Genomic DNA, 25,451 nt, shown 5'->3' on the forward strand with positions numbered 1-25,451 from the left:
TTCGTCACAGTTCGAAGAACGGGGTTTCGGCGCCGTCCGGGTCACTGTCCTGGACTACCACATCGAGGTGGTAGCCGGTGGCAGTAGCTCGCGCAATCAGCTTTTCGCGTGCTCCGGTGCCGAGCGAAGCCAGGACCGGGTCGCTCGCGTTGGCCTCGGTTTCGTCGGGGAAGTAGATGCGTGTGACGAGCCGGTCCAGCATCCCGCGGGCGAAGATGGCGAGATCGATGTGCGGGGCTTCGGTCGAATCGTTCTCGGCAGGTAGGGGGCCGGGCTTGACGGTCCGCACACACGCGGTGCCGGTGGCGTCGGCGACAGCGCGACCGAGGCCGCGAAAGCCGGTGGGAACGAGCGGGACCGGACCCCTCGGATCGTCGGGATGGTCGAATCGCCCGGCCGCGTCGGCCTGCCACGTCTCGATCATCGCATCGGCCATGGGGGTGCGCTGCCCGTCGACGATGGTGACCGAGACCTCGATCGCTCCGTCAGCGTTCTCGGGTACGACGTCCGGGCCGTCGGCCCAGGGCAGCCCGATGTGGAGATACGGACCGACGGTCTGGGACGGCGTCTGACCGAACGGCACCGTGGTGAAGTTGCTGCCCGGCACCACTGCGTACCGGGGTGCGAACTCGTGCTCAGTCATCGTGGTCGTCACCTTCGAACGGAGTTGCGTTGCGTCCGCGTAGGACGATGTCGAAGCGGAAGCCGAGCGCCCAGTTGTCCAGCGTCGCCTCGTAGTCGAACACGCTGATCATGCGTGCGCGGCTCTCCTCGGGTGCGGAATTGAAGATCGGGTCCTGGAAGAACATCGGATCGTCCGGGAAGTACATCTGCGTGACGAGGCGCTGTGTGAACGCGTGTCCGAACAGTGAGAAGTGGATGTGCGCCGGCCGCCAGGCGTTGTGGTGGTTTCCCCACGGATACGCGCCGGGCTTGATGGTGGTGAAGCGGTAGTTGCCCTGCGCGTCGGTCATGACGCGACCGACTCCGTCGAAATGGGGATCGAGGGGTGCGGGCCAGTTGTCGCCGGCGTGCCGGTAGCGGCCACCTGCGTTCGCCTGCCAGACCTCGACGAGGGTGTTCGGCACTGCTCGACCGTCGCTGTCGAGCACCCGGCCGTGCACGATGATGCGTTGGCCTTCGGCTTCGCCTCCGCGTGCGAGCGTGAGGTCGGCGTCGGCCTCGGTGACGCGGCCCTCGCCCAGAACCGGGCCGGTGATCTCGGTCAGGCGCTGGGGGAGGAGCAGTAGCGGTTGTTTCGGGTGTCGCAGCGAGGTGGTGCGATAGTCGGCGAAGTCGCGTGGCGCGTGGATGCCGGTCTGGTCTCGGTAGGGGCCGGCGGTGGCGGTTCGCGCCGGCGCAGGGATCGGTGGTGGACGAAGCATCGGGTGTTCCTCCCGGGGTGACGGTACGCAGTCTGTTCGTATGACGGCGGTATGTTCACAATACGCACATTCTTCGGTAGTGTGGTCGACATGATGAACAAAGTCGTGGCGAGTGCCGCCGAAGCAGTAGCCGACTTGCCGGACGGCGTCTCCGTCGCCGTCGGAGGCTTCGGGCTGGTCGGCGTGCCGGAGATCCTGATCGCGGCGGTGCTCGATCAGGGCGCCACCGATCTCGAGATCATCAGCAACAACTGCGGCACCGATGGTGTCGGGCTCGGCGTGCTGCTGGAGAAGCGTCGAATTCGGCGCACCATCAGCTCCTATGTCGGATCGAACAAGGAATTCGCCCGGCAGTACCTGTCCGGTGAGCTGGAAGTGGAACTCACCCCGCAGGGAACTCTTGCCGAGCGCCTCCGCGCCGGTGGTGCGGGTATCCCCGCCTTCTTCACGCCCGCCGGGGTCGGCACACAAGTCGCCGACGGCGGTCTCCCGCTTCGGTACGACGGATCGGGGGGTATTGCCGTGGCGAGTCCACCCAAGGAAACACGCGAATTCGACGGCACCACCTACGTGATGGAACGCGGCATCGTCGCCGATTACGCCCTCGTGCACGCCTGGAAAGGCGACCGCCATGGCAACCTCGTCTTCCGCGCCAGCGCACGCAACTTCAACCCGCCAGCGGCGGCATCCGGGCGAATCACCATCGCCCAGGTCGAGCACCTCGTCGAACCCGGTGACATCGGGCCCGACGACGTACACACCCCCGGCATTCACGTCCAGCGTGTGGTCCACGTCGGCAAGGTCACCGCAGGAATCGAACAACGAAGGGTGCGTTCATGATCGAGCACGATGCGGCCGTCGACGAGCGAAAACTGACTCGCGAACAGATGGCAGCCCGCGTTGCCGCCGAACTGAACGACGGTGAATACGTCAACCTCGGGATCGGCATGCCGACACTCGTCCCCAACTTCATTCCGACCGACATCACCGTGGCGCTGCACTCGGAGAACGGCGTCCTCGGCGTGGGTCCGTACCCGACCGAGGACGAACTCGACCCCGAGGTGATCAACGCCGGAAAAGAGACCATCACCGTGCTGCCAGGGGCGTCGTACTTCGATTCCTCGCAGTCCTTCGGAATGATCCGCGGTGGGCAGGTCGACGTCGCAGTCCTCGGCGCCATGCAGGTCAGCGCCACCGGCGATCTCGCCAACTGGATGATCCCCGGCCACATGGTCAAGGGGATGGGTGGAGCGATGGATCTCGTCCACGGCGCTCGGCGCGTCATCGTGATGATGGAGCACGTGTCCAAGAAGGGCGAGCCGAAGATCCTCGAGCGCTGCACCTTGCCGCTCACCGGCGTGGGCTGTGTACAGCGCATCATCACCGACATGGCAGTACTCGACGTCACGGCCGACGGTCTCGTACTCGTAGAGACGGCGCCGGGCATCGGAGCGGACGAGGTACGCGCCGCGACGGGCGCAACACTCCTTGACGCTCCTGGTGTTCGAAACTACTGATGCTTGACGCGCTGCGTGTGTGAATAGAGGTTCATGTTCGCGCCGCGGAGGAAGCCGACGACCGTCAAACCCGACTCCTCTGCCAAGTCGACGGCGAGCGAGGACGGCGCCGACACAGCCGCGAGAACTGGAATGCCGGACATCACCGCCTTCTGCGCCAGTTCGAACGAAGCACGTCCGCTGACCATCAACACCGCCCCGCGTAGCGGAATTAGGCTCTCGCCGGCCGCCCATCCGATCACTTTGTCGACCGCGTTGTGGCGGCCGATGTCCTCTCTCAGCACCAGCATGCGGCCGTCCGCGGTGAACAGTGCCGCGGCGTGCAGACCGCCGGTGGAGTCGAACACCTTCTGAGACCGGCGCAGAGTGTCCGGCAGTGTTGCCAGCACCGACGTCGTGACCACCACATCGTCCGCGGCCGGCGAATGTGACGTCTTCGAACGGATTGCGTCGAGCGAGCCCTTGCCGCAGACACCGCACGAGGACGTGGTGTAGAAATTGCGTGCGATACCGGCCTCCGGTGCGGCGACGCCCGGCGCCAAGGTGATGTCGAGGACGTTGTACGTGTTCTGGCCGTTCTCGTCCACGCCGTCGCAGAACCGCGCGAGAGCGATGTCCTCGCGGCTGGTGATCATTCCTTCGGTGAGCAGGAAGCCGTGCGCAAGCTCAACGTCGTGTCCGGGTGTGCGCATCGTGACCGCCAGAGCTGCGCCGTTCACCCTGATCTCGAGTGGTTCCTCGACGACGAGCGTGTCCGGCCGAGTCGTCACGTGCGGACCACGGATCCTGACGACCGGTCGCCGAGCGGTTATTCGTCCCATGAATTCGATTATGCCGCTGCGCGCTAGCGGCGCAGCGCCGCCACCAGAGACAGCATCCGCGGATGACCGACGAGATCGTCGACCCACACCGCCTTGCCATGGTCATCGGCCAACGGCACCTGCCAGTTCGAGTACTGGGTCTCGTCGGTACCCGGTTGATTCTGGATGCGATTTTCCCCGACCGCATCGACAAGGGCGACACCGATCAACACCGACGGGCTGCGCCGAATCAGGCGGTGCAAGGCCTCGACGGTGTCCTGCTCCGATGCCCGATCGGGCAACAGATCACGTTGGCGCGCGAGATCGAGCACCGACTCTCGGCCCTGAGCATCGTGTTCGGTCTCCGCCTCCAGATCGCGTTCCAACAGTCCGAGGCGAGAACGCAGTGCGATGTGTTCGCCGCGGAGGTAGCCGACCGTCGGCGGAAGGTCGTGGGTGGTGACCGATGTCAGACACTGCTGCCGGTAGGACTCGGGCGCGCGCGGTGCATCACCGTCGGTCTCGAACCACAGAATTGAGGTTCCGAACACGCCCCGCTGGCCGAGGTACTCCTGCACCTGGGGCTCGAACACCCCAAGGTCTTCTCCGACGACGACAGCGCCGGCGCGCTCGGCCTCCAGGACGAGGATGCCGATGAGGGCTTCATGGTCGTACGTCACGTAGGCGCCCTCACCTGGCGTCTCGGACTCCTCAGGTATCCACCACAGCCGGAACAAGCCCAGGATGTGGTCCACCCGCACACCCCCGGCGTGCCGCAGGATGGTCCGCAGCATGTCCCGGTACGGCCCGTAGCCCAACTCACGCAGGCGATCCGGATTCCAGGGCGGCTGGTTCCAATTCTGGCCCTGCTGGTTGAAGTTGTCGGGCGGTGCTCCGACGGTCACACCCTGGGTCAGGGCGTCGCCCAGGGACCACGCGTCGGCGCCGCGGCGGTGCACCCCGACGGCCAGGTCGTGCATGATCCCGATATCCATTCCGGCTGCCGTCGCCGCGTGCTGAGCGCGATCGAGCTGCTCGTCGCAGATCCATTGCAGCCACTTGTGAAACCGCACCCTGGCGGCCTCGGACTCGCGAAACTCGGTGACGAAATCGGTGTCGGGGTGTGCCGCCCGCTCGCGCCACACCTCGTGTTCCGGGTCGAATTTCTCGGCGAGGGCACACCACAGCGCGAAGTCCTCGAGGCCGCGTCCTTCACGATCGCAGAAGGCGTCGAACCGGGCCTGACGAGCCGGGGAGAGGGCGACTCGGTGAATGCGTCGTAGTGCGCGAAGTTTGGCGCGGAACGAGGGATCACGATCGATGCGTTTGGTGCGCTTGTTCGCCTTGTCGAAGCTCCGTGCCAGTCCCCGGATCTTCGCGTACTGATCACGGGGGAGGTACCCGATCTCGGGGATGTCCTCGACCCTGATGTACATCGGATCGAAGAATCGTCTCGTCGTCGGCAGATACGGCGACGCCTCGACCGGTGGCCGGGGGCGTTGAGCATGGAGCGGGTTGACGAGGAGGTAGTCGAAGCCGTGCGCGGCCCCGGTGACGTCCGCGAGGTCGGCGAGGTCGGCGTAGTCGCCCACCCCCCAGGATCGATCGGATCGGATCGAGTAGAGCTGAGCTGCCAGGCCTATTCGTTGACGGTCCAGCAGGGCATCGTTCGCCGAGAGTCGACGCGGAGTGACCACCAGCTGGCATGTCGATTGGCTGCGGTGCACCGAGTCGGGCGCGCTGGTGGCGGTGATGGTGTGCCAGCCGACGGGGATGTCACCGGGAATGTCGAACGTGGCGCGCCCTACGAGAATGCCGTCGACCTCTCGGGGATCGATCCAGATCTGCAGCTGCGCCAAAGGCAGGCTCTCGCCCGATTCGTGAGTCAGGTGGACGGCCACCGGATCTCCGTGCGCGACGTGAACGGAGACCTGAGCGCCATCGCCCGCCACTGTGACGACGACCGGCGGTAGCATCCGCCGCCACGGTGCATTTTCGAGATCGGCAGTCGACGAGGCCACCTCGGCCTCCGTGTCCGCAGCTATCCCGCGTGCCCGAAGGATGCGTTGCAGAGTCGTGTCGGACACTTCGTTCTCCGACTGGTCCCATCCCCGGTACGCCGTCGAGATACCGCATTTCCTGGCGAGCTCGCGCAACTGCGTCGTGTAGTCCACACTGCGATCGTGCCAGCACTGATCGCTCTCGTCACCCGGTGCGGCCGGCGTGGATGGGGGCGCATGTGCGCCGAACCGAACCGCGAGCACGCGCGGGATTGAATTTCGGTGCCCTGGGTACCCTGTTCGCGGTCGAGACGGGCTCGTCGTAGTAAGACATAAGCGCTATCAGCGGAAAATGGATCGGTATCAGCAACAAACGTAGTAGTTCGGACAATAGTGACATGACCGAAGATCTCGAGACGACGGATAGGGAGCGCGAATGACTGGCGTTGGCAAGATCGAAGAGCTGGAACGAAATTCCGGCGCACCGGTCGAGCTGCGCGTGATCGCGGACGCCGATCAGTTACCGGTGGTTCGCGCAGTTGCGGAGACTCTGGCCGTGCTGGGCGATTTCACCCTCGACGACATCGCGGATATCAAGCTGGCCGTGGACGAGGTGTGCTCCCAGCTCATCGCGGGTGCGGTTCCGAGTGCCGAGCTGACGTGCTCCTTCGTTGTCGGCGAAAGCGGCATGCAGATCACGACGACCTCGGTTGTGCACGAGGGGCGCGTACCCAAGTCCGACAGCTTCGGATGGCATGTTCTGCAGACGCTCACCGATTCCATCTCGCTGAGCGCGTCCTCGGTCCCGAACGGGTCGTCCGTGGCGGTGGACGTGGTCAAGCGGAGGAGCAACAACTAGTGCCCGTGCCGTACGAAAAATCGACGCGGCGTCAGTCGGACGATTACAGCGAAGTCGTACCCCTCATTCAGCAAATGCAGACACTGGACGCGGACTCACCGGAGCGCCAGGTCCTACGAGATCGCATCATCACGCGCTGTCTGCCTCTCGCCGAACACATCGCGCGTCGCTTCGGCGGACGCGGCGAAGCACACGAGGATCTCCTCCAGGTGGCACGGCTCGGTCTGGTCAACGCCGTCGACCGTTTCGACATCGAGCGCGGCTCCGACTTCGTCTCGTTCGCCGTTCCCACCATCATGGGCGAGGCACGTCGTTACTTCCGTGACGCGGGCTGGTCGGTACGGGTGCCGCGAAGGATGAAGGAGCTCAACTCCTTGATCTCGGGGGCGGTGGGGACGCTGTCGCAGAAGTTGGGGCGGGCACCCACCGCGAGTGAAATCGCTGCCGAACTGGGCATCGACGTCAAAGAGGCCTCGCAGGCCCTGCTCGCGCGCAGTGCCTATCAGACGGTGTCGGTGGATTCTGTCGTCAGCGACGACCGGCTGCCGCTGATGGACACGTTGGGCGCGAACGATCCTGAACTCGAAAAGATGGAGAGTTTTCTCACGGTCCGACCCGCTCTGGAGAAGTTGCCCGAGCGTGAGCGTCAAATCGTGATCCTGCGCTTCTTCGGATCGATGACGCAGACCCAGATCGCAGACAGGATGGGCATCTCGCAGATGCACGTGTCCAGAATTCTCTCCCGCACGCTCATTCAATTGCGGGAAGAACTCGGACAGGGCTGAGCGGCGCCGGCCCGTGTCGCAAGTAGCATCGGCTGACCCCGATGAACGAGATCTCCCAGGAGCGCCGCCAGTGCCGACTATGCCGCCAGTGCCGACCACGATCTTCGACGACCTCGACGACTACGTGGCCGCGCCGCGGGTGACCGATCTCGCTGTCGCTCCGAACGGGTCCCGTGCGATCGTTGCGCTCTCGCAGCTGGCCTCGGACAAGACCAGCTACGTCAGTGCACTGTGGGATATCGACGTTGCGGGAACGCGTCCGGCTCAGCGTTTGACCTGGAGCGATGACGCGGCAACGGGGCCGGCTGTCACCGCCACAGGTGATCTGCTCTTCCTGCGGCGGAAGTCCTCGGACGACGAGGCGTTGTCGGTCTGGACTCTGCCCGGCAGCGGCGGCGAGGCGCACGTGCTCGCCACTCGCGGCGCGTCCTGCACCGGGATTCGAGCCGCCCTGTCCGCGGACTCGTTCGTTCTCGCATCCGATGTCCATCCGTCGGCAGACACCGAGGCCGAGGACGACCGAATTCGACTGTTGCGCAACGAACGTAAGGTCGGCGCGATCCTGCATACCGGCTATCCGATTCGGCACTGGGATCACGATCTCGGACCGGCGACCCCGCACCTGTTCACCGGCCGGACCTCCCACGAGGCAGCCGACCCGCAGTTGCGGCGGATCACCGCCAGAGCTGAATCAGCCCTGCACGAGGCGTCGTACGCGCTCTCCGCGGACGGGTCGTTCGTCGTGACGACTTGGACCGTGCCCGGCGTACTCGCGGCCTCGAGAACGGTGCTGGTGCGCATCGATATCGCCTCCTCGACTTCCACGATCCTGGTCGACGACGATGCGGCAGATCTCGGCTCGCCGGCCATCTCGCCCGACGGCACCCACGTCGCGTTCCTCCGCGAATCACTGTCCACTCCCGAGGACGCACCTCGAACGACGTTGCAGCTGTACTCCTTCGGCGACGGCACCGTCACGGATGCGGCTCCCGGATGGGACCTGTGGCCGGCCGCTCCCACGTTCTCCGCCGACGGACGCGGTGTCCTCGTCGTGGCAGACGAGAACGGACGGGCGCCGATCTTCGAGGTTCGCGACGGCACGGCAAGACGAATCACACACACCGACTCGGCCTACAGCCACGTCCACGCGACCAGCGACGGCTCCATCTTCGCGCTCGAGGCGTCGTACTTGCAGCCGCCGCACCCCGTGCGTATCGACGCCGCTACCGGAGCGGTGACCTCGCTGCCTCTCGGCGAGGATGCGCCCCAACTTCCGGGCGTCCTCACCGAGATCGACACGACCGCCGCGGACGGTCGAGGTGTGCGCGCCTGGGTGGCCCAGCCGTCCGAGGCCTCGGAATCGGCGCGGGTACCGCTGGTGCTCTGGGTGCACGGTGGCCCGCTGGCCTCGTGGAATACCTGGTCTTGGCGCTGGAACCCGTGGCTACTGGTGGCCAAAGGGTACGCGGTTCTGCTGCCGGATCCGGCACTGTCCACCGGCTACGGCCAGGACTTCGTGCAGCGAGGGTGGGGGAGGTGGGGCAAGGAACCGTTCACCGATCTGATGGCCATCACCGACGCCGCGTGCGCGCTGCCCCAGATCGACGAGTCGCGGACCGCCGCAATGGGCGGCTCGTTCGGCGGATACATGGCCAACTGGATCGCCGGGCACACCGACCGATTCGACGCCATCGTCAGCCACGCCGGTTTGTGGGCGCTCGATCAGTTCGGCCCGACCACCGACGTCGCCTACTACTGGCAGCGGGAGATGTCACCGGAGATGGCCGTGGAGAACTCGCCGCATCTCTTCGTGGCCGATATCTCCACTCCCATGCTCGTCATTCACGGTGACAAGGACTATCGAGTCCCCGTCGGCGAGGGTGTGCGACTGTGGTTCGAGCTGCTCAGCGAGTCGGGACTGCCCGCCGACGACGAGGGCAAGACCGATCATCGGTTCCTTCTTTTCCCCTCGGAGAACCACTGGGTGCTGGCGCCCGAGCACGCGAAAATCTGGTATCAGGTCGTCTTCGCGTTCCTCTCCGAACACGTTCTCGGTGAGACGGTCGCCCTACCGGAGACGCTCGGCTGACGAGGCACCGAAAAGGGCGTGTCGGAGCGCTCGTACCGGACCACTAGAATCGACCGGTGACCAGTTCAGCGCCGAAGACCCCAGACACCCCCGCCGATGCATTGCCGAAAAGCTGGGATCCCAGCGCGGTAGAGGCAGATCTGTATCAGGGCTGGGTGGACGCCGGTTACTTCGAGGCCGACCCGAAATCCGACAAGCCCGCGTACTCGATCGTGCTGCCCCCACCGAACGTGACCGGCAGCCTGCATATGGGGCATGCGCTCGACCACACCCTGATGGACGCGTTGAGTCGCCGCAAGCGGATGCTCGGATTCGAGGTGCTGTGGCTTCCGGGAATGGATCACGCCGGGATCGCGACGCAAACCCTGGTCGAGAAGAAGCTCGCCGGCGAGGGCAAGACGAAGGAAGACTTCGGTCGCGAGAAGTTCATCGAGAAAGTCTGGGACTGGAAACGTGAATCCGGTGGCACCATCGGTGATCAGATGCGTCGGATCGGCGACGGTGTGGACTGGAGTCGCGAGCGCTTCACCATGGACGACGGACTCTCGCGTGCCGTGCAGACCATCTTCAAGCGGATGTACGACGACGGCCTGATCTACCGGGCCGAGCGTCTGGTGAACTGGTCTCCGGTTCTGCAGACTGCGATCTCGGACATCGAAGTCAAGTTCGAGGACGTCGAGGGCGAGCTCGTTTCGTTGCGGTACGGATCGCTGAACGACGATGAGCCGCATCTTGTCGTGGCCACCACCCGGGTGGAGACGATGCTCGGTGACACCGCTGTAGCGGTCCACCCCGACGACGAGCGCTACCGCCATCTCGTCGGAACCACACTCGAACTGCCGTTGACCGGCAGAACAATCCCGATCATCGCCGACGAGTACGTCGATCCCGAGTTCGGTACGGGCGCAGTCAAGATCACGCCCGCGCACGACCCCAACGACTTCGAGATGGGGCTTCGGCACAACCTTCCGATGCCCACCATCATGGACAAGGCGGGCCGAATCACCGGCACGGGAACCGAATTCGATGGTCTCGACCGTTTCGAAGCCCGCGTGAAGGTCCGTGAAGCCTTGGCTGCTCAGGGCCGCGTCGTCGCGGAGAAGCGTCCGTATTTACACAGCGTCGGGCATTCCGAGCGCAGCGGCGAGTCCATCGAACCGCGGTTGTCGCTGCAATGGTGGGTCAAGGTCGACGGTTTGTCGAAGGCGGCAGGCGACGCGGTGCGGGGTGGCGACACGGTCATTCATCCCACGTCCCAGGAACCACGATGGTTCGCCTGGATCGACAACATGCACGACTGGTGCATTTCCCGTCAGCTGTGGTGGGGCCATCGGATACCGATCTGGTACGGCCCCGACGGCGAGACGATGTGTCTCGGCCCCGACGAGAGCGCCCCCGAGGGTTGGGAGCAGGATCCGGATGTTCTCGACACCTGGTTCTCCTCGGGTCTCTGGCCGTTCTCGACGATGGGTTGGCCGGACGCGACCGAAGACCTGGCCAAGTTCTATCCGACGAGCGTGCTCGTCACCGGCTACGACATCCTGTTCTTCTGGGTCGCTCGGATGATGATGTTCGGCACCTACGTCTCGTCGGACGCCTCGGTGGCAGCTGGTGAGAACGGTGGGAAGGTGCCCTTTCAGGACATCTTCCTGCACGGCCTCGTCCGCGACCAGTTCGGCAAGAAGATGTCGAAGTCACGTGGAAACGGGATCGACCCGCTGGACTGGGTCGACCGTTTCGGTGCGGATGCGCTGCGGTTCACCTTGGCGCGCGGCGCGAATCCGGGCGCCGACCTGTCGGTGGGCGAGGACCATGCGCAGTCGTCCCGCAACTTCGCGAACAAGCTGTTCAACGCCACCAAGTTCGCTCTGATGAATGGTGCTGCGCCCGCTGAACTTCCGGCGCGCGCAGAACTCACCGACGCCGACCGGTGGATCCTCGATCGCCTCGATCGTGTTCGGGGAGAGGTGGACTCGGCGTTCGAGCGTTACGAGTTCAGCAAGGCCTGCGAGACGCTGTATCACTTCGCGTGGGACGAGGTGTGCGACTGGTATCTCGAAATCGCCAAGGTGCAGTTCTCGGACGAGGCGCAGGCGGCGTCCACACGCGGTGTGCTGGGCAACGTGCTCGATGCTCTTCTTCGGCTGCTGCACCCGGTCGTCCCGTTCGTCACCGAGACGCTGTGGAAGGTGCTCACCGGCAACGAGTCCGTCGTCGTCGCGGCGTGGCCACAGGCCTCGGGTGAGGAGCCGGATCCCATTGCCACGCAACGAATCGTCGACATGCAGAAGCTCGTCACCGAGGTCCGGCGCTTCCGTAGCGACCAGGGGCTCAAGCCGTCGCAGAAGGTCGCAGCCAAGATCGTCGGCATCGATGAAGCGGACCTGCTCACGCAGGTGCCGGTGATCCGATCGCTCGCGCGTCTGACCGACCCGGAGGGCGAGTTCGACGCGACGGCCTCGGTCGAGGTGCGGCTGTCGGGAGCGACGGTGACCGTCGAACTCGATACGTCCGGCACGGTCGATCTCGTCGCCGAACGCGCTCGGTTGGTGAAGGATCTGGCGGCCGCGGAGAAGGAGCTGTCCCAGACCACCGGGAAGTTGAGCAACGAGGCTTTCATTGCGAAGGCCCCGGACGCTGTTGTCGACAAGATTCGGACGCGTCAGCAGATCGCGATCGAGGAGATTGCTCGCATCAAGGCTCGGCTCGAAACGATGGGTGAGCAGTGAGCGACCCGGTCGATCTGGCCGAACTGGCGCTCGTGGAAGCCGAGCTCGACAAACGGTGGCCGGAAACGAAGCTCGAACCGAGCACCGCCCGCATCGCCGCTCTGATGGATCTGCTCGGGTCCCCGGAAAAGGCGTATCCGTCGATTCACGTGGCCGGCACCAACGGCAAGACGTCGGTGACCCGCATGATCGATGCACTGCTGACGCACTTCCATCGCCGGACAGGTCGCACCACCAGTCCGCACCTGCAGATGGCCACCGAGCGCATCGCCATCGACGGTGCGCCGATCACACCGCGGCTCTACGTGGACACCTACAACGAGATTGCCCCGTTCATCGAGATGGTCGACGCACAGTCCGAGGCTTCCGGCGGGCCGAGGATGAGCAAGTTCGAGGTCACGACCGCGATGGCATTCGCGGCGTTCGCCGAGGCCCCCGTCGAAGTTGCCGTCGTCGAGGTCGGGTTGGGTGGGCGCTGGGACGCGACCAACATCATCTACGGCGAGGTCGCGGTGGTGACACCGATCGACGTCGATCACGTGGAGTTCCTCGGTACGGATCTCGCGGGTATCGCCGCAGAGAAGTCCGGGATCATCAAGAAGGCTCCGGAGATGCTGGTGCCGCGTGACACGGTTGCGATCATCGCCGAACAGAAGCCGGAGGTGGCGGACGTTCTGTTGCGCGCAGCGGTGGAGGCCGATGCCGCTGTTGCACGCCAGGGTTCGGAATTCCGCGTTCTCGCGCGCCGGATCGCCGTGGGTGGCCAACAGATCGAGCTGCAAGGCCTCGGCGGGGTCTACACCGACATCTTTCTCCCGCTGCACGGCGAGCATCAAGCGCACAACGCATCGCTCGCGCTCGCGGCGGTGGAAGCGTTCTTCGGGGCGGGAGCCGACCGCCAGCTCGATGTCGACATCGTTCGCGCCGCATTCGCTTCCATCGTCAACCCCGGACGCCTCGAACGGGTCCGGAGTGCCCCCACCGTGTTCCTTGATGCGGCACACAACCCCCATGGCGTGAAAGCACTGGCAGCGACGCTGGCCGACGAGTTCGATTTCCGAAAACTGGTGGGTGTCGTCAGCGTCATGGGTGACAAGGACGTCGATGCCATGCTCACGGCCCTCGAGCCGGTGTTCGACGAGATCGTGGTCACCCACAACGGGTCACCGCGCGCAATGGACGTCGATGAGTTGGCCAATCTGGCCGTCGCGAAGTTCGGCGACGAACGTGTCGTCGTCGCACCTACCCTGCCGGACGCCCTCGAAACCGCCATCGGTCTGGCCGAGGAGGTCGCCGACCCAGGTGAGGCCGTCTCCGGTGCCGGCGTCATCGTCACCGGCTCGGTCGTGACTGCAGGCGCCGCCAGAACGATGTTCGGAAAGGAACCCGCATGAGCGAGGAAGACCAGGATCGCGCGCGCCCCGATCGGCAGCGCTTCAGACCGCCGACCACAGACCCGTGGAAAGGGTTCCGCGGCGTGGTCGCGGGCACACTGGTCCTCGAGGCGATCGTGGTGTTGCTGGCACTGCCGGTGGTGGCGAAGGTAGGTGGCGGACTCGGCTGGTTCTCCACCATCTATATCGTCGGTGTCGCCGTCGCTCTCATCGTCGCTGCGGGAATGCAGGGCCGGCCGTCGGCAATGCAGATCAACATCGCCCTCCAGGTGTTCGTGCTGCTGGGCGTATTCCTGCACATCTCGATCGGCATAGTGGGGCTGATCTTCGGCTGCGTCTGGGCCTACCTCCTCTACCTGCGTAGAGACATCACCAGGCGCATCGAGAAGGGGATGCTGTACGGCCAGCGGGACTGACCGGCTCTATCCCTGACCGTCGCATCACCTCGGCCGTCCACTACTGTCAGTGGTCGTGACTGAGCGCACCCTTGTACTTATCAAGCCAGACGGAGTAGCCCGCCGATTCGTGGGGGAGATTCTCGGCCGCGTCGAGAAGAAGGGACTCAGCATCGTTGCACTCGAGCTGAAGTCCGTTCCCCTCGACTTGGCCAGCGCCCACTATGCCGAGCACGAGGGAAAGCCGTTCTTTCCCGACCTGCTCGAATTCATCACCTCGGGGCCTGTTGTCGCGGCCGTCCTCGAAGGCCCGCGTGCCATCGCTGCGTTCCGTCAGATCGCAGGCGGCACCGACCCCGTCGCGAAGGCTGTTCCCGGCACCATTCGAGCTGATCTGGCCCTCGACGGGCAACAGAATCTCGTGCATGGATCCGATTCGGTCGAATCGGCCGATCGCGAGATCGCACTGTGGTTCCCGGCCCTTTCCTGACCTAGCTGCATAGTCCGCCCGGACGACGTTTTCCTCCCGCCCGCCACGCCGCCGATGATGCGTTCTTGTGCGGTGTGGCGGGTTCGCTTCCCCCGGTATGGGATACTCGGAACGGTTGCTTTCACAGTTCGAGTTCCACCGACGACAAGTTTGCAGTACCTCACGACCCGCAGCACGCGAAGGACGTCACCGTGATGTTCTTCGTGAAGTGTCTTTCGTGAAGGCGACCGGATGACAACCGCGGTTCGATGCCCGTCATCGCTCCCGACGGTGTGGGATCCACTTTCACACCGACGGCTTGCTTGATGATCAGGCGCTCGGACTCGGCAACACCAAAGCCATCCAGCCAGGCTTTGCGCTCGGAGCGCCGACCACGTGGTGGGCAGTGCACCGAATGCAGAGCAAGACCCGATCAACTGACGTCACACCGGCGTCAGCACACAAGGATTGCCCTCGCGTGGCCGCGTCACACCAGTTCGACGGGTGGACGCGCCCGGGGGCCCGAGGAGACATACGTGGCCGATCAAGCCCCGCCAGAAGATGTACAGAATTCGAACACGGGAAGTCCAGCAGGCGGCGACACCGCGTCTGCCGGTGAAACACCCACGTTCCCCAACCGTCTGCGTGTGCACGCGCTGGCAAAGATCATCGGTGTCACCAGCAAGCAGGTTCTCGCGAAGCTGAGCGAACTCGGCATCGAGGCGCGCAGCGCGCAGTCCAGCCTCGGCCGCGACGACGCACAGACGGTGCACTCGTCCTTCACCGCACCGGGCACATCCGTTCCCGACGTCCCTGTTGCGGTCACCCCGGACGTGGCGGACGAGCAGCCTCCCGCTCCCGATCAGGCTCCCGTTCCCGATCAGACTGCCGACCAACGTGCGGAGACACTGTTCTCCAGAACACCGGAACCGTTGAGCACCGATACGGATCCCGAGTCGGCACAGACTCGGCCATCGATCGCGACCCCGCTCTTTCTGCAGCCCGAGGTTGCGGCCGAGCCGCCTCGCGCGCGCAGGCGCAGCCGCAAAGCTGCCGGCCCAGCCGAGGAGGCGGCGTCCGAGCGCACTCAGCCGACCGATCCCACCGCGACAACCCAGGCGACAGTCACCGACGCGGTCGAGTCCCCGGTGGTCGAGTCCCCGGTGGCCCTGGTCGACACAGCCGAGAAGACGGAAACCGGTGGCGGCAACGACACCGACGAGGCCGGTACGTCACCGGGCTCGGACGACGACGACCAGTCGCAGCCGAGGCGTCGCAGGCGTGGGCGCCGCGGTCGCGGGCGTGGACGTGGTGACCAGTCCGGCGAGGACAACTCGGGCGAGGAGAACGCGGGCGAGGATGCCGACGAGTCCACCGCTCGAGACACCGACTCGGACTTCGAGGACACGGACTCGGCGTCCGAGGGTACGGACTCGACCTCCGAGGACGCGGAGTCCGGTGAGGACGACAAGCCGACCGGTGAGCGTCGATCGCGTCGTCGCAGTCGTTCGCGCGGGGGAGCCAAGGCCGCCGACGCCACCGAGGACGCCGACGCGAGCGCAACGACCGATTCATCGGAATCGGACAGCGACCAGGACGAGTCCGCGGCAGAGGATTCTTCTGCCGATGCCTCTGCAGAAGACTCGGACGACGATCAGGACGGTTCCGACGGCTCGAGCCGTCGTCGCCGTCGTCGCCGTCGTCGGCGCAGCTCCGGTGAATCCTCCTCGGATGGTGCCGCCTCCGAGGACGATCCCCCCAATACCGTCGTGCACGAGCGCGAACCGCGGAACAAGTCGCGCGGCAGTGGCAGTGGCAGTGGCAGTGGCAGTGGCAAGGACGAGGTTCAGGGCATCACCGGCTCGACCCGTCTCGAAGCCAAGCGGCAGCGACGTCGGGACGGCCGCGACGCAGGGCGCAGGCGTCCACCGATTCTGACCGAATCCGAGTTCCTGGCACGGCGCGAATCCGTCGACCGCGTGATGGTCGTTCGCGAGAAGTCGCTCCCGGACCACGGCGACACCACGCAGGTCGCAGTGCTCGAAGACGGTGTTCTGGTGGAGCACTTCGTCACGAGCAGCGCCTCTGCGTCGATGGTCGGCAATGTCTACCTCGGACGCGTGCAGAACGTTCTGCCCAGCATGGAGGCAGCGTTCATCGACATCGGTCGCGGTCGAAACGGTGTGCTCTACGCCGGTGAAGTGAACTGGGATGCGGCAGGTCTGGGCGGCAACTCGCGCAAGATCGAGCAGGCACTCAAGCCAGGCGATCAGGTACTGGTCCAGGTCAGCAAGGACCCGGTCGGTCACAAGGGTGCCCGCCTGACAACGCAGCTCTCGCTCGCCGGCCGCTACCTCGTCTACGTTCCCGGCGGAAGTTCGACGGGGATCAGCCGCAAGCTACCCGACACCGAACGCAAACGACTCAAGGAAATCCTCCGCGACATCGTGCCCGCCGAGGCCGGTGTCATCATCCGAACGGCCGCCGAAGGTGTCAGTGAGGAAGAGCTTGCACGGGATGTCTCGCGGCTGCAATCTCAGTGGGCGACGATCGAGGAAGCGTCCGCGAAGGCCGAATCGGGCAAGGGCAGCCAGCCGCAGACGCTCTACGAGGAGCCAGACCTGCTGGTCAAGGTCATCCGCGACTTGTTCAACGAGGATTTCGTCAAACTCGTCATCGAGGGCGAGAAGGCCTGGACCACCACGTCGAACTACATCGAGTCGGTCGCGGCCGACATGTTGTCGAAGCTCGAGCGGCACGAAGCGGAGCCGGGTCGGCCGGACGTGTTCGAGGCACACCGCATCGACGAACAACTCGCCAAGGCACTCGACCGCAAGGTCTGGCTGCCGTCGGGCGGCACCCTGGTGATCGACCGCACCGAGGCGATGACCGTCGTCGACGTGAACACCGGGAAGTTCACCGGTTCCGGTGGCAACCTCGAGGAGACGGTGACGCGCAACAATCTCGAAGCTGCCGAGGAAGTCGTTCGGCAGATGCGTCTGCGCGATATCGGCGGCATGATCGTCGTCGACTTCATCGACATGGTGCTCGAGCAGAATCGCGATCTCGTACTGCGTCGGCTCACCGAGGCTCTCGGGCGCGACCGCACCCGGCACCAGGTCTCCGAGGTCACCTCGCTCGGTCTGGTGCAGATGACTCGTAAGAAGCTCGGAACTGGACTGGTCGAGGCGTTTTCCACCACGTGTGAGCACTGCCAGGGCCGGGGCATCCACGTTCATCCGTTCCCGGTCGAGACCAAGCCGGACGACGGCTCGCGGTCGGGCCCAGCGCGGGGTGAGTCGGGCGCGCCACGTAAGCGTCGCGGACGTGACAAGTCGGACAATGTGAATTCGACTTCGACAGTGGCCGAAACTCACGAGCCCGTGGTGGATCCGTCCATCAAACGTGCGCATCCGGTCGCACTCGCCATGGCGGCGCATCACGACGAGGTCGTCGACGATGTCACGCCCGCCGATGTCGTAGACACCATGCCGCAGGACGGGGTGCCGCAGGACGGTCCTGCTTCCGACGGAAGCGGGGCAGTCGAGGCGAGTACCCGGGTCATCGACGCAGCCGAGGTCGCGGCAGCCGTGGGTGACGCGGACCCGACCCCGGTCGAAGAAGTCCGGACGCCGAGCCGCCGCGTGCGTCGCAAGGCATCGCGGCCCACGACCTCGCCGTCTGTGGAACCCGAGCCCAGTTCGGGAGACGAGAGCAGCCCCGGCGAGGTTGCTCCCGAGTCGGAACCGGCACCCGAGCCGCAGCCGACACCCGAGCCGGCAGCGGCACCGGAGCCGGAGCCGGAGACGGCCGAGGACGCCGTTCCTGTGGTGAAGGCCCGTCGTACCCGCCGCGTTGCCCGCAAGGCTGCGGCGCCTACTGCGGATACCCCGGATGCGGCTGCGGTGTTCGTCATCCCGGCGTCCTCGGACGGCGGGGGTGAGCCCGAGGAGTCGGGTCCGCCACCAGTCACGGCACCGGCGTTTGCGCAGGTCGATCCCCAGGTTGATGCCCCCGCGGTCGAACAGGAAGTCCCGGTCGGCAAGCCGCGTCGTCGGCGTGCGGCGGCGCGACCGGCTGGGCCGCCGGTCGACGCATAGGGCGCAGCAGACGGGCGGTTTGACCACGGCCGCCCGTCTGCCGTAACCTTGATAAGTCGCTTCCGGTGACACTGTTCTGCTGTGCCTAGACGCACATGGCCGCTTGCGGCCCGAGCGGACGCATCTACCCGGAAGCAAGAAACAAGCTAGATCAGACCAGTCGTGTTGCCATGGGCAGCGCGAGCAAGTTCGAAGAAGCAAGGGGTAGCCCTCCGATGGCAACGTACGCGATCGTCAAGACCGGCGGAAAGCAGTACAAGGTCGCTGTTGGTGACCTCGTCAAGGTCGAGAAGATCGAGGGAGCGCCCGGCACTGCTGTCTCGCTTGCTCCGGTCCTCGTCGTTGACGGATCCGATCTGACCACCGACGCCGACAAGCTGGCGAAGATCTCGGTCACCGGTGAGGTCGTCGAGCACACCAAGGGTCCGAAGATCCGCATCCACAAGTTCAAGAACAAGACCGGCTACCACAAGCGCCAGGGACACAGGCAGAAGCTGACTGTCCTCAAGGTCACCGGTATCAAGTAACCAGGACTTTCGCAGGTAGTCGGCCTGAGTGGGTCGGCGTTCTTCTCTCAAACACCTCACCCGAGGAGGGTATGCAACATGGCACACAAGAAGGGTGCATCGAGCTCCCGTAACGGTCGCGACTCGAATGCTCAGCGCCTCGGCGTCAAGCGATTCGGCGGCCAGACCGTCAGCGCAGGCGAGATCCTGGTTCGTCAGCGCGGAACGCACTTCCACCCCGGCGTCAACGTCGGCCGTGGCGGCGACGACACGCTGTTCGCGCTCTCTGCCGGTGCAGTCGAGTTCGGCGCAAAGCGTGGACGCAAGACCGTGAACATCGTTCCGGTCGCAGTAGAGGCCTAGTCCGAAGCTGCATCATCTGCGACGGCAGACCCCCGGAAACCTCTGGGAGTCGCTGAAGCGCCCAAAGCGAGTCGTCAAGGGCGGACCAGGGTCACCACCCGGTCCGCCCTTGATGCGTTTTGGCACCGAACACATTCGATCGAGTACTCGATCGAGAAAGGATCGAAGGCAGCTATGTCGCGATTCATCGACCGCGTGGTCTTGCACGTGACCGCAGGCAAAGGTGGCAACGGCTGCTCTTCCGTCCATCGTGAGAAGTTCAAGCCGCTCGGCGGACCGGACGGCGGCAACGGTGGCCGTGGCGGTGACGTCGTGTTCGTCGTCGACCGCAGTGTTCACACGCTCCTCGACTTCCACTTCCAGTCCCATGCCAAGGCCACCAACGGAACCCAGGGGATGGGCAGCAACCGTGAGGGCGCCAACGGTGAGGATCTGATACTCCGGGTCCCCGACGGCACCGTCGTACTCGACAAGGACGGACGCATCCTCGCCGACATGGTGGGGGAGGGCACGCGTTTCGACGCCGCCCCCGGTGGTCGCGGCGGACTCGGCAACGCCGCATTGGCGTCGAAGGCCCGCAAGGCCCCTGGCTTCGCCCTGCTCGGTGAAGATGGCGTCGAGCGTGACCTGGTCCTCGAACTCAAATCCGTTGCCGATGTCGGACTCGTCGGATTCCCCTCCGCCGGAAAGTCCTCGCTCGTATCGGTGCTCTCGGCAGCAAAACCAAAGATTGCCGACTACCCGTTCACTACACTCGTCCCCAATCTGGGTGTTGTGTCCAGTGGTGACACCACATTCACCGTCGCCGATGTGCCCGGTCTGATCCCCGGTGCCAGCGACGGCCGCGGACTCGGTCTCGAGTTTCTTCGCCATCTCGAGCGTTGCGCGGTACTGGCGCACGTCGTGGACTGCGCGACACTCGATCCCGGGCGCGACCCGGTTTCGGATGTCGATGCACTCGAAGCCGAACTCTCGGCCTACAAACCGGCATTGTCGGGCGATGCAAGCCTCGGTGATCTCGCGGATCGCCCACGGATCGTCGTGCTGAACAAGGCAGACGTCCCCGAGGCAGCGGAACTGGCCGAGATGGTGACCCCGGACTTTCAGGCGCGAGGATGGCCCGTCTTCACTATCTCCGCCGTCAGCCGAGAAGGCCTCAAGCCGCTGATTTTCGCGCTGGCGAAAATGGTCGAGGATTACCGTGTTGCGCACCCGCCTGCCGAGCCGCGTCGACCGGTGCTGCGGCCGATTGCGCGCAACGAGGAGGGATTCGAGGTCATCAAGGATCCCCATATACCGGGTGGATTCATCGTTCGCGGAACGCGCCCGGAACGGTGGGTTGCTCAGACTCAGTTCAGCAACGACGAAGCTGTCGGCTACTTGGCCGACAGACTGGCCCGACTCGGCGTCGAGGATGCGTTGATCAAGCAGGGCGCAGTACCCGGTGCCTCCGTCACGATCGGTGACGTCTCGTTCGACTGGGAACCTCAGACCCCTGCCGGTGTCGAGGTGACCATGACCGGGCGTGGCAGCGACGCACGGCTCGATCAGGTCGAACGTATCGGCGCCGACGAACGCAAGCATGCTCGTCGGGTCCGGCGCGGACTCGACACCGAAGAGTGAGGGAACGTGTCGGCTGAATCCGGCTCTGTCGCAATGACTTCGGCGACGCGATCGAAAGTTGCCGAAGCGCGTCGAATCGTGGTCAAGATCGGGTCCTCGGCGCTGACATCGCTTGTCGGTGGGCTCGACGTCGACCGGCTCGATCTGCTGGCCGACGCCGTGGAAGCACGGATGCGCGCGGGCACCGATGTCGTCGTAGTCTCGTCGGGGGCCATCGGCGCGGGGATCGCACCGCTGGGGCTGACCAAGCGGCCGCGAGACCTTGCGACGAAGCAGGCCGCAGCCAGCGTCGGGCAACTTGCACTTGCGCACGCATGGGGCACATCGTTCGCGCGGTACGACCGTACCGTCGGGCAGGTGTTGCTCACCGCCGAGGACATCGCGCGGCGCACCAATCATCGCAATGCTCAACGCACCCTCGATCGGTTGCGGTCACTGGGGGCAGTGGCCGTCGTCAACGAGAACGACACTGTGGCAACGGCGGAGATTCGATTCGGCGACAACGATCGGCTCGCAGCGCTCGTCGCGCATCTCGTCGGCGCCGACGCATTGGTGCTGCTCTCGGATGTGGACGGGCTCTACGACGGCGACCCGCGAAAGGGAAACGCGACACTGATCCCCGAGGTCGAGAGCCCCGAGGACCTCGACGGTGTGGTCGCGGGATCCGGGGGAGCGCTCGGAACGGGCGGAATGGCATCGAAGCTTTCTGCGGCTCGCCTGGCAGCGGATGCTGGTGTACCGGTGTTGCTCGCCGCCGCGGCCGATGTGCAAGCAGCCCTGACGGACGCTGGAGTAGGCACCGCCTTCGCCGCACGCCCAACGCGTTTGTCGGCGCGCAAATTCTGGGTACGTCATGCCGCCGACGTGCAGGGCGACCTGCATCTCGACGCCGGTGCTGTGGGCGCCGTGGTGAACAGGCGTCGATCGTTGCTCTCTGCAGGGGTCACCGGCGTCAGCGGACGCTTCTACGGCGGTGACGTCGTAGCGTTGCGTGCACCCGATGGTGAAGTCGTCGCTCGTGGCGTGGTCGCGTTCGACGCGGCCGAGTTGACGGGGATGCTCGGAAAGTCTCGTGGCGACCTCTCACAGGAGCTGCAACGACCTGTGGTGCATGCCGACGACCTGGTGCCCGTCACCCCGTAGTTCACTCCCGGTGGATCGAGGGAAGCGCGTCGACGAGTGCGGTCAGCGTTTCCGAGCAGCCGTCGTGGCTGATGGCCGATGCGAACTGGTCGCCCCTGGTGGCCCCGCGGTTGACGATGACAATCGGTATCGAAGCTTTCGCGGCGCGTCGAACGAAGCGCAGTCCGGACATGACGGTCAGCGATGAGCCGAGCACCATCAGGGCGTCGGCGTTGTCCACCAGATCGAATGCCTCGGCCACCCGTGGTTTGGGCACACTCTCGCCGAAGTAGACGATATCGGGCTTGAGTACTCCGCCGCACTGCTCGCAGTCGACCATCCGGAAGTGCGCGGTGCTGGTGATGACGGCGTCGGCGTCCGGTGCGATCTCGACGCCCTTTGCGGGCGAGACGCTGTCGAGAAAGGCAGGATTGCGTTCGTCCAGACGTCGAGCAAGCGTGAATCGCGACACCAACTGTTCGCAACTCAAGCAGCGGACTCGGGCGTACACACCGTGCAGGTCGATGACGCGGCGGCTTCCCGCCTTGGTGTGCAGCATGTCCACGTTCTGCGTGATGATCCCGGTGACGATGCCGCGCCGTTCCAGTTCCGCAAGCGCACGATGCCCGGCGTTGGGGCGAGCGGCGTCCATGTGGCGCCACCCGACATGATTGCGGGCCCAGTAGTGGCGGCGGAACTCGTCGTCACCGATGAACTGCTGGTAGGTCATCGGATTGCGCGGTGGTGAGTCGGGTCCGCGGTAATCGGGAATCCCGGAGTCGGTGGACATCCCGGCTCCCGACACGACGACGATCCGCCGACGCGAGAGCAACTCGACGATGCGGGGTCGAACACGTGCAGCCACGTAGTCCAGGTTAACTCGCGCCTCGGATACACCTCCGCCCCGCTCGGTTCACGAAAGCGTGTCCGAGCGGGGCGGAATCGGTTGAGCGTGGGCTGTTAAGCCGGTACCTCCACGAGGGGGTAGACGCCGTGTTCATCGTGTACTTCGCTGCCCACGACCGGCGGATTGAAAACGCACATCATGCGCATCTGTGTACGTGGCGCCACGGTGTGGCGCTCATTGCCGTCGAGCAGGTACATCGACCCGGGTCCGATCTCGTACTCTTCCCCGGTTTCGCGGTCGGTGAGCGTGCCTTCACCTTCGATGAGCCACACGGCTTCGATGTGATTGGCGTAGTGGAAATTGTTCACCGTTCCGGCCTTGATGGTGGTCTCGTGGAACGAGAAGCCAACCCGGTCGCCGCCGAGGACGATGCGCTTGCTTCGCCAGCTGCCGTCCTCGCTCTCGATATCGCGCTCGGTGCCGGTGATTTCCTGCGTGCTACGTACGATCACGTCGTTCTCCCTTCAGCTGGCCTGCAGTGCTCGTGTGCGATCTTCAGGAGCACACTTTAGCGGTCATGGCCTCGAGAATGTCCAGGCCACGGTCCAGTTCCTCGACTGTGGTTGTCAACGGCGGCAGCAACTTGACGACCTCGTCGGAGGGGCCGGCCGTCTCCACGAGCAGCGCCTCGTCGTAGCAGAGTGCGGCGACCTTGCCCGCCTTCTCTGCATCGTCGAACACCAACGCCTGGACCATGCCGCGACCGCGGGTGGAAACGCCGTCGTACTTGGCGCACATCTTGATGAAGCGGTCTCGGATGTGCTCGCCCTTGGCGATGATCTCCTTCTCGAATGCGTCATCGGTCCAGTAGGTGTCGATGGCGGTCTTCGCGGTGACGAAGGACGGGTTGAAGCCGCGGAATGTTCCGTTGTGCTCACCGGGTGACCACACGTCGAGTTCCGGCTTGAACAGCGTCAGTGCCATAGGCATGCCGTATCCACCGATCGACTTCGACAGTGTGACGATGTCGGGAACGATGCCTGCCTCTTCGAACGAGAAGAACTGGCCGGTGCGTCCACAGCCCATCTGGACGTCGTCGACGATCAACAAGATCTCACGGCGCGAGCACAGCTCAGCCAGAGCGCGCAACCATTCGGGACGCGCGACGTTGATGCCGCCCTCACCCTGGATGGTTTCCACGATCACTGCGGCGGGGCGATTGAACCCGCTACCCGAGTCGTCGAGCACGCGCTCGAACCACTGGAAGTCCTCTGTCACGCCGCCGAAGTAGTTGTCGTACGGCATCGGCGTGGTGTGCACCAACGGAATTCCGGCGCCAGCTCGCTTCATCGAGTTGCCGGTGACCGACAGCGCGCCGAGTGTCATGCCGTGGAATGCGTTGGTGAAGTTGATGATCGCCTCGCGGCCGGTCACCTTGCGGGCCAGCTTGAGTGCAGCCTCGACAGTGTTGGTACCGGTGGGGCCGGGGAACTGAACCTTGTAGTTCAGTCCGCGCGGATCGAGGATGTTCTTTTTGAACGACTCCAGGAACTCGCGCTTGGCGACGGTTGCCATATCCAGGCTGTGCGTAACGCCGTCGCTCTGGATGTAGTCGACGAGGGCATCCTTGAGGATCTGATTGTTGTGCCCGTAGTTCAACGCGCCTGCGCCACCGAAGAAATCGAGGTACTCACGGCCGTTCTCGTCCACCATGGTCGAGTTCTTCGCGGTCTTGAACACTGCCGGCCACTGGCGGCTGTAGCTGCGGACTGCGGACTCGACGGTCTCGAAGACGTCGGGCTTGCTTGTGGTGTTCGGTTTCTCGGTCATGTTCTGCTTGTTCCTTTCGTATGTGCGCACGGCGGCGGGCCCCACTGTGTAGAGCTCTTCTGCCTCGTGGCTATCAGGGAAATCGTTGGGCGCGAACAGAGCTGACTTTGTGATCTCGGTTCCCCGCTTACGTGCCAGGGCCGTGAACAATGCGATCGACGCCTCGTTGTCGGGGCTGATCGTCGTTTCCAAGTGTGTAATACCCTGCGGCGTAAGCCGGTCCAACAAACTGTTGAGCATGCGTCCGGCGAGGCCTTTGCCGCGCTGATCGGCGTCGACTGCGACCTGCCACACGAAAAATGTTGTGGGCGAGTCCTGGCGGATGTAGCCGGTGACGAAGCCTACGGCTCGACCGTCCACATCGGACACCACCGATGTCTGTGCAAAGTCTCTGCACCACAGAATGTACGAGTAGCTCGAGTTCAGATCGAGCACTTTCGAATCTCTTGCAATTTCCCAGAGCCGGACTCCGTCGGAAATCTTGGGGCTACGGAAAGTCACTGCGTCCGGCGCAGTGATTGGGGTCGCTCTCAGCTGTGCTGGCTTCATAGGAAATACAAACTTAACAAGCTGGCGAGGGCATTTCACGTGCGTCGCAATATTGGTGTCCAAAACGGACACTCTTGCGCAGGTGACGG

At 64.7% G+C, this 25,451-nt stretch carries 21 protein-coding genes and 1 pseudogene; 14 read left to right on the forward strand and 8 right to left on the reverse strand.

Features of this window, described 5'->3' with window-relative positions:
* Nucleotides 1–4: 4 nt before the first annotated feature.
* Nucleotides 5–643 (reverse strand): protocatechuate 3,4-dioxygenase subunit alpha, encoded by a 639-nt coding sequence (gene pcaG, locus J1M86_RS01530; protein ID WP_075839406.1) that lies wholly within the window; start codon nt 641–643, stop codon nt 5–7.
* Nucleotides 636–1,385: a protocatechuate 3,4-dioxygenase subunit beta gene (gene pcaH, locus J1M86_RS01535; protein ID WP_241259403.1), complete on the reverse strand. Its 750-nt coding sequence runs from the start codon at nt 1,383–1,385 to the stop codon at nt 636–638. Before pcaH ends, pcaG begins: the two co-directional genes overlap by 8 nt.
* A gap of 93 nt (nt 1,386–1,478) precedes the next feature.
* Here pcaH and J1M86_RS01540 point away from each other — a divergent pair, with 93 nt between their 5' ends.
* Both J1M86_RS01540 and J1M86_RS01545 read left to right on the forward strand, forming a co-directional pair.
* Complete coding sequence (locus tag J1M86_RS01540; RefSeq protein ID WP_206508660.1) at nt 1,479–2,225, forward strand: CoA transferase subunit A; 747 nt, start codon at nt 1,479–1,481, stop codon at nt 2,223–2,225.
* Complete coding sequence (locus tag J1M86_RS01545) at nt 2,222–2,902, forward strand: CoA transferase subunit B (protein WP_206508559.1); 681 nt, start codon at nt 2,222–2,224, stop codon at nt 2,900–2,902. The genes J1M86_RS01540 and J1M86_RS01545 overlap by 4 nt, the downstream gene beginning before the upstream one ends.
* On the opposite strand, the gene fdhD is transcribed toward J1M86_RS01545, so the two are convergent.
* Together fdhD and malQ are read right to left on the reverse strand one after the other, a co-directional pair.
* Nucleotides 2,896–3,723, reverse strand: a complete 828-nt coding sequence (gene fdhD / locus J1M86_RS01550; protein ID WP_206508560.1) for a formate dehydrogenase accessory sulfurtransferase FdhD — start codon at nt 3,721–3,723, stop codon at nt 2,896–2,898. The two genes, J1M86_RS01545 and fdhD, sit on opposite strands and share 7 nt — an antisense overlap.
* Before the next feature lie 23 nt (nt 3,724–3,746).
* On the reverse strand, nt 3,747–5,876 hold the full coding sequence (gene malQ / locus J1M86_RS01555; RefSeq protein WP_206508561.1) for a 4-alpha-glucanotransferase: 2,130 nt from the start codon (nt 5,874–5,876) through the stop codon (nt 3,747–3,749).
* Between the two features lie 262 nt (nt 5,877–6,138).
* Between malQ and J1M86_RS01560 the strand changes: the two genes are divergently transcribed.
* The 12 genes from J1M86_RS01560 (at nt 6,139) to proB (ending at nt 22,157) form a co-directional block, all read left to right on the forward strand.
* Entirely contained in the window at nt 6,139–6,561 is a 423-nt protein-coding gene (locus tag J1M86_RS01560) for an anti-sigma factor (RefSeq protein ID WP_075839364.1), read from the forward strand.
* A 74-nt stretch (nt 6,562–6,635) separates the two neighbouring features.
* The gene (locus tag J1M86_RS01565) at nt 6,636–7,346 is read left to right on the forward strand and encodes a SigB/SigF/SigG family RNA polymerase sigma factor (protein ID WP_241259404.1); all 711 of its coding nucleotides are present in this window, start codon (nt 6,636–6,638) and stop codon (nt 7,344–7,346) included.
* Between the two features lie 79 nt (nt 7,347–7,425).
* Entirely contained in the window at nt 7,426–9,435 is a 2,010-nt protein-coding gene (locus tag J1M86_RS01570) for a prolyl oligopeptidase family serine peptidase (protein ID WP_206508661.1), read from the forward strand.
* Nucleotides 9,436–9,491: 56 nt separating this feature from the next.
* Entirely contained in the window at nt 9,492–12,164 is a 2,673-nt protein-coding gene (locus tag J1M86_RS01575) for a valine--tRNA ligase (RefSeq protein ID WP_206508563.1), read from the forward strand.
* The gene (locus J1M86_RS01580) at nt 12,161–13,558 is read left to right on the forward strand and encodes a folylpolyglutamate synthase/dihydrofolate synthase family protein (RefSeq protein WP_206508564.1); all 1,398 of its coding nucleotides are present in this window, start codon (nt 12,161–12,163) and stop codon (nt 13,556–13,558) included. Before J1M86_RS01575 ends, J1M86_RS01580 begins: the two co-directional genes overlap by 4 nt.
* Entirely contained in the window at nt 13,555–13,974 is a 420-nt protein-coding gene (locus J1M86_RS01585; RefSeq protein WP_075839361.1) for a DUF4233 domain-containing protein, read from the forward strand. The genes J1M86_RS01580 and J1M86_RS01585 overlap by 4 nt, the downstream gene beginning before the upstream one ends.
* Nucleotides 13,975–14,029: 55 nt before the next feature.
* Nucleotides 14,030–14,443 carry a nucleoside-diphosphate kinase gene (ndk, locus tag J1M86_RS01590; RefSeq protein ID WP_075839404.1) on the forward strand — a complete coding sequence of 138 codons (414 nt, stop codon included), beginning with the start codon at nt 14,030–14,032 and terminating at the stop codon, nt 14,441–14,443.
* 515 nt (nt 14,444–14,958) lie between these two features.
* Nucleotides 14,959–18,522, forward strand: a complete 3,564-nt coding sequence (locus J1M86_RS01595; RefSeq protein WP_307786498.1) for a translation initiation factor IF-2 N-terminal domain-containing protein — start codon at nt 14,959–14,961, stop codon at nt 18,520–18,522.
* Between the two features lie 215 nt (nt 18,523–18,737).
* Nucleotides 18,738–19,049, forward strand: a complete 312-nt coding sequence (gene rplU / locus J1M86_RS01600) for a 50S ribosomal protein L21 (RefSeq protein ID WP_075839359.1) — start codon at nt 18,738–18,740, stop codon at nt 19,047–19,049.
* Between the two features lie 78 nt (nt 19,050–19,127).
* Nucleotides 19,128–19,391 carry a 50S ribosomal protein L27 gene (gene rpmA, locus J1M86_RS01605; protein ID WP_072802495.1) on the forward strand — a complete coding sequence of 88 codons (264 nt, stop codon included), beginning with the start codon at nt 19,128–19,130 and terminating at the stop codon, nt 19,389–19,391.
* A 174-nt stretch (nt 19,392–19,565) separates the two neighbouring features.
* Nucleotides 19,566–21,014 (forward strand): GTPase ObgE, encoded by a 1,449-nt coding sequence (gene obgE / locus J1M86_RS01610; protein WP_075839358.1) that lies wholly within the window; start codon nt 19,566–19,568, stop codon nt 21,012–21,014.
* A 33-nt stretch (nt 21,015–21,047) separates the two neighbouring features.
* A complete protein-coding gene (proB, locus tag J1M86_RS01615) occupies nt 21,048–22,157 on the forward strand; it encodes a glutamate 5-kinase (RefSeq protein WP_206508565.1) in 1,110 nt (369 codons plus the stop codon).
* 1 nt (nt 22,158) lies between these two features.
* Here the strand turns inward: proB and J1M86_RS01620 are convergent, their stop codons facing one another.
* From J1M86_RS01620 to ectA, 4 genes and pseudogenes are all read right to left on the reverse strand, one after another.
* On the reverse strand, nt 22,159–23,001 hold the full coding sequence (locus J1M86_RS01620) for a Sir2 family NAD-dependent protein deacetylase (protein WP_230555584.1): 843 nt from the start codon (nt 22,999–23,001) through the stop codon (nt 22,159–22,161).
* Between the two features lie 95 nt (nt 23,002–23,096).
* A complete protein-coding gene (locus tag J1M86_RS01625) occupies nt 23,097–23,495 on the reverse strand; it encodes an ectoine synthase (RefSeq protein ID WP_075839356.1) in 399 nt (132 codons plus the stop codon).
* A 43-nt stretch (nt 23,496–23,538) separates the two neighbouring features.
* On the reverse strand, nt 23,539–24,813 hold the full coding sequence (gene ectB, locus J1M86_RS01630; protein WP_241259491.1) for a diaminobutyrate--2-oxoglutarate transaminase: 1,275 nt from the start codon (nt 24,811–24,813) through the stop codon (nt 23,539–23,541).
* Nucleotides 24,814–24,861: 48 nt separating this feature from the next.
* Nucleotides 24,862–25,362: pseudogene (gene ectA / locus J1M86_RS26195) on the reverse strand (diaminobutyrate acetyltransferase); the annotation flags it as partial.
* Between the last annotated feature and the right edge of the window lie 89 nt (nt 25,363–25,451).

The organism is Rhodococcus sp. KRD197, assembly GCF_017168235.1.
In the GTDB taxonomy this organism is placed as follows: Bacteria; Actinomycetota; Actinomycetes; order Mycobacteriales; family Mycobacteriaceae; genus Rhodococcoides.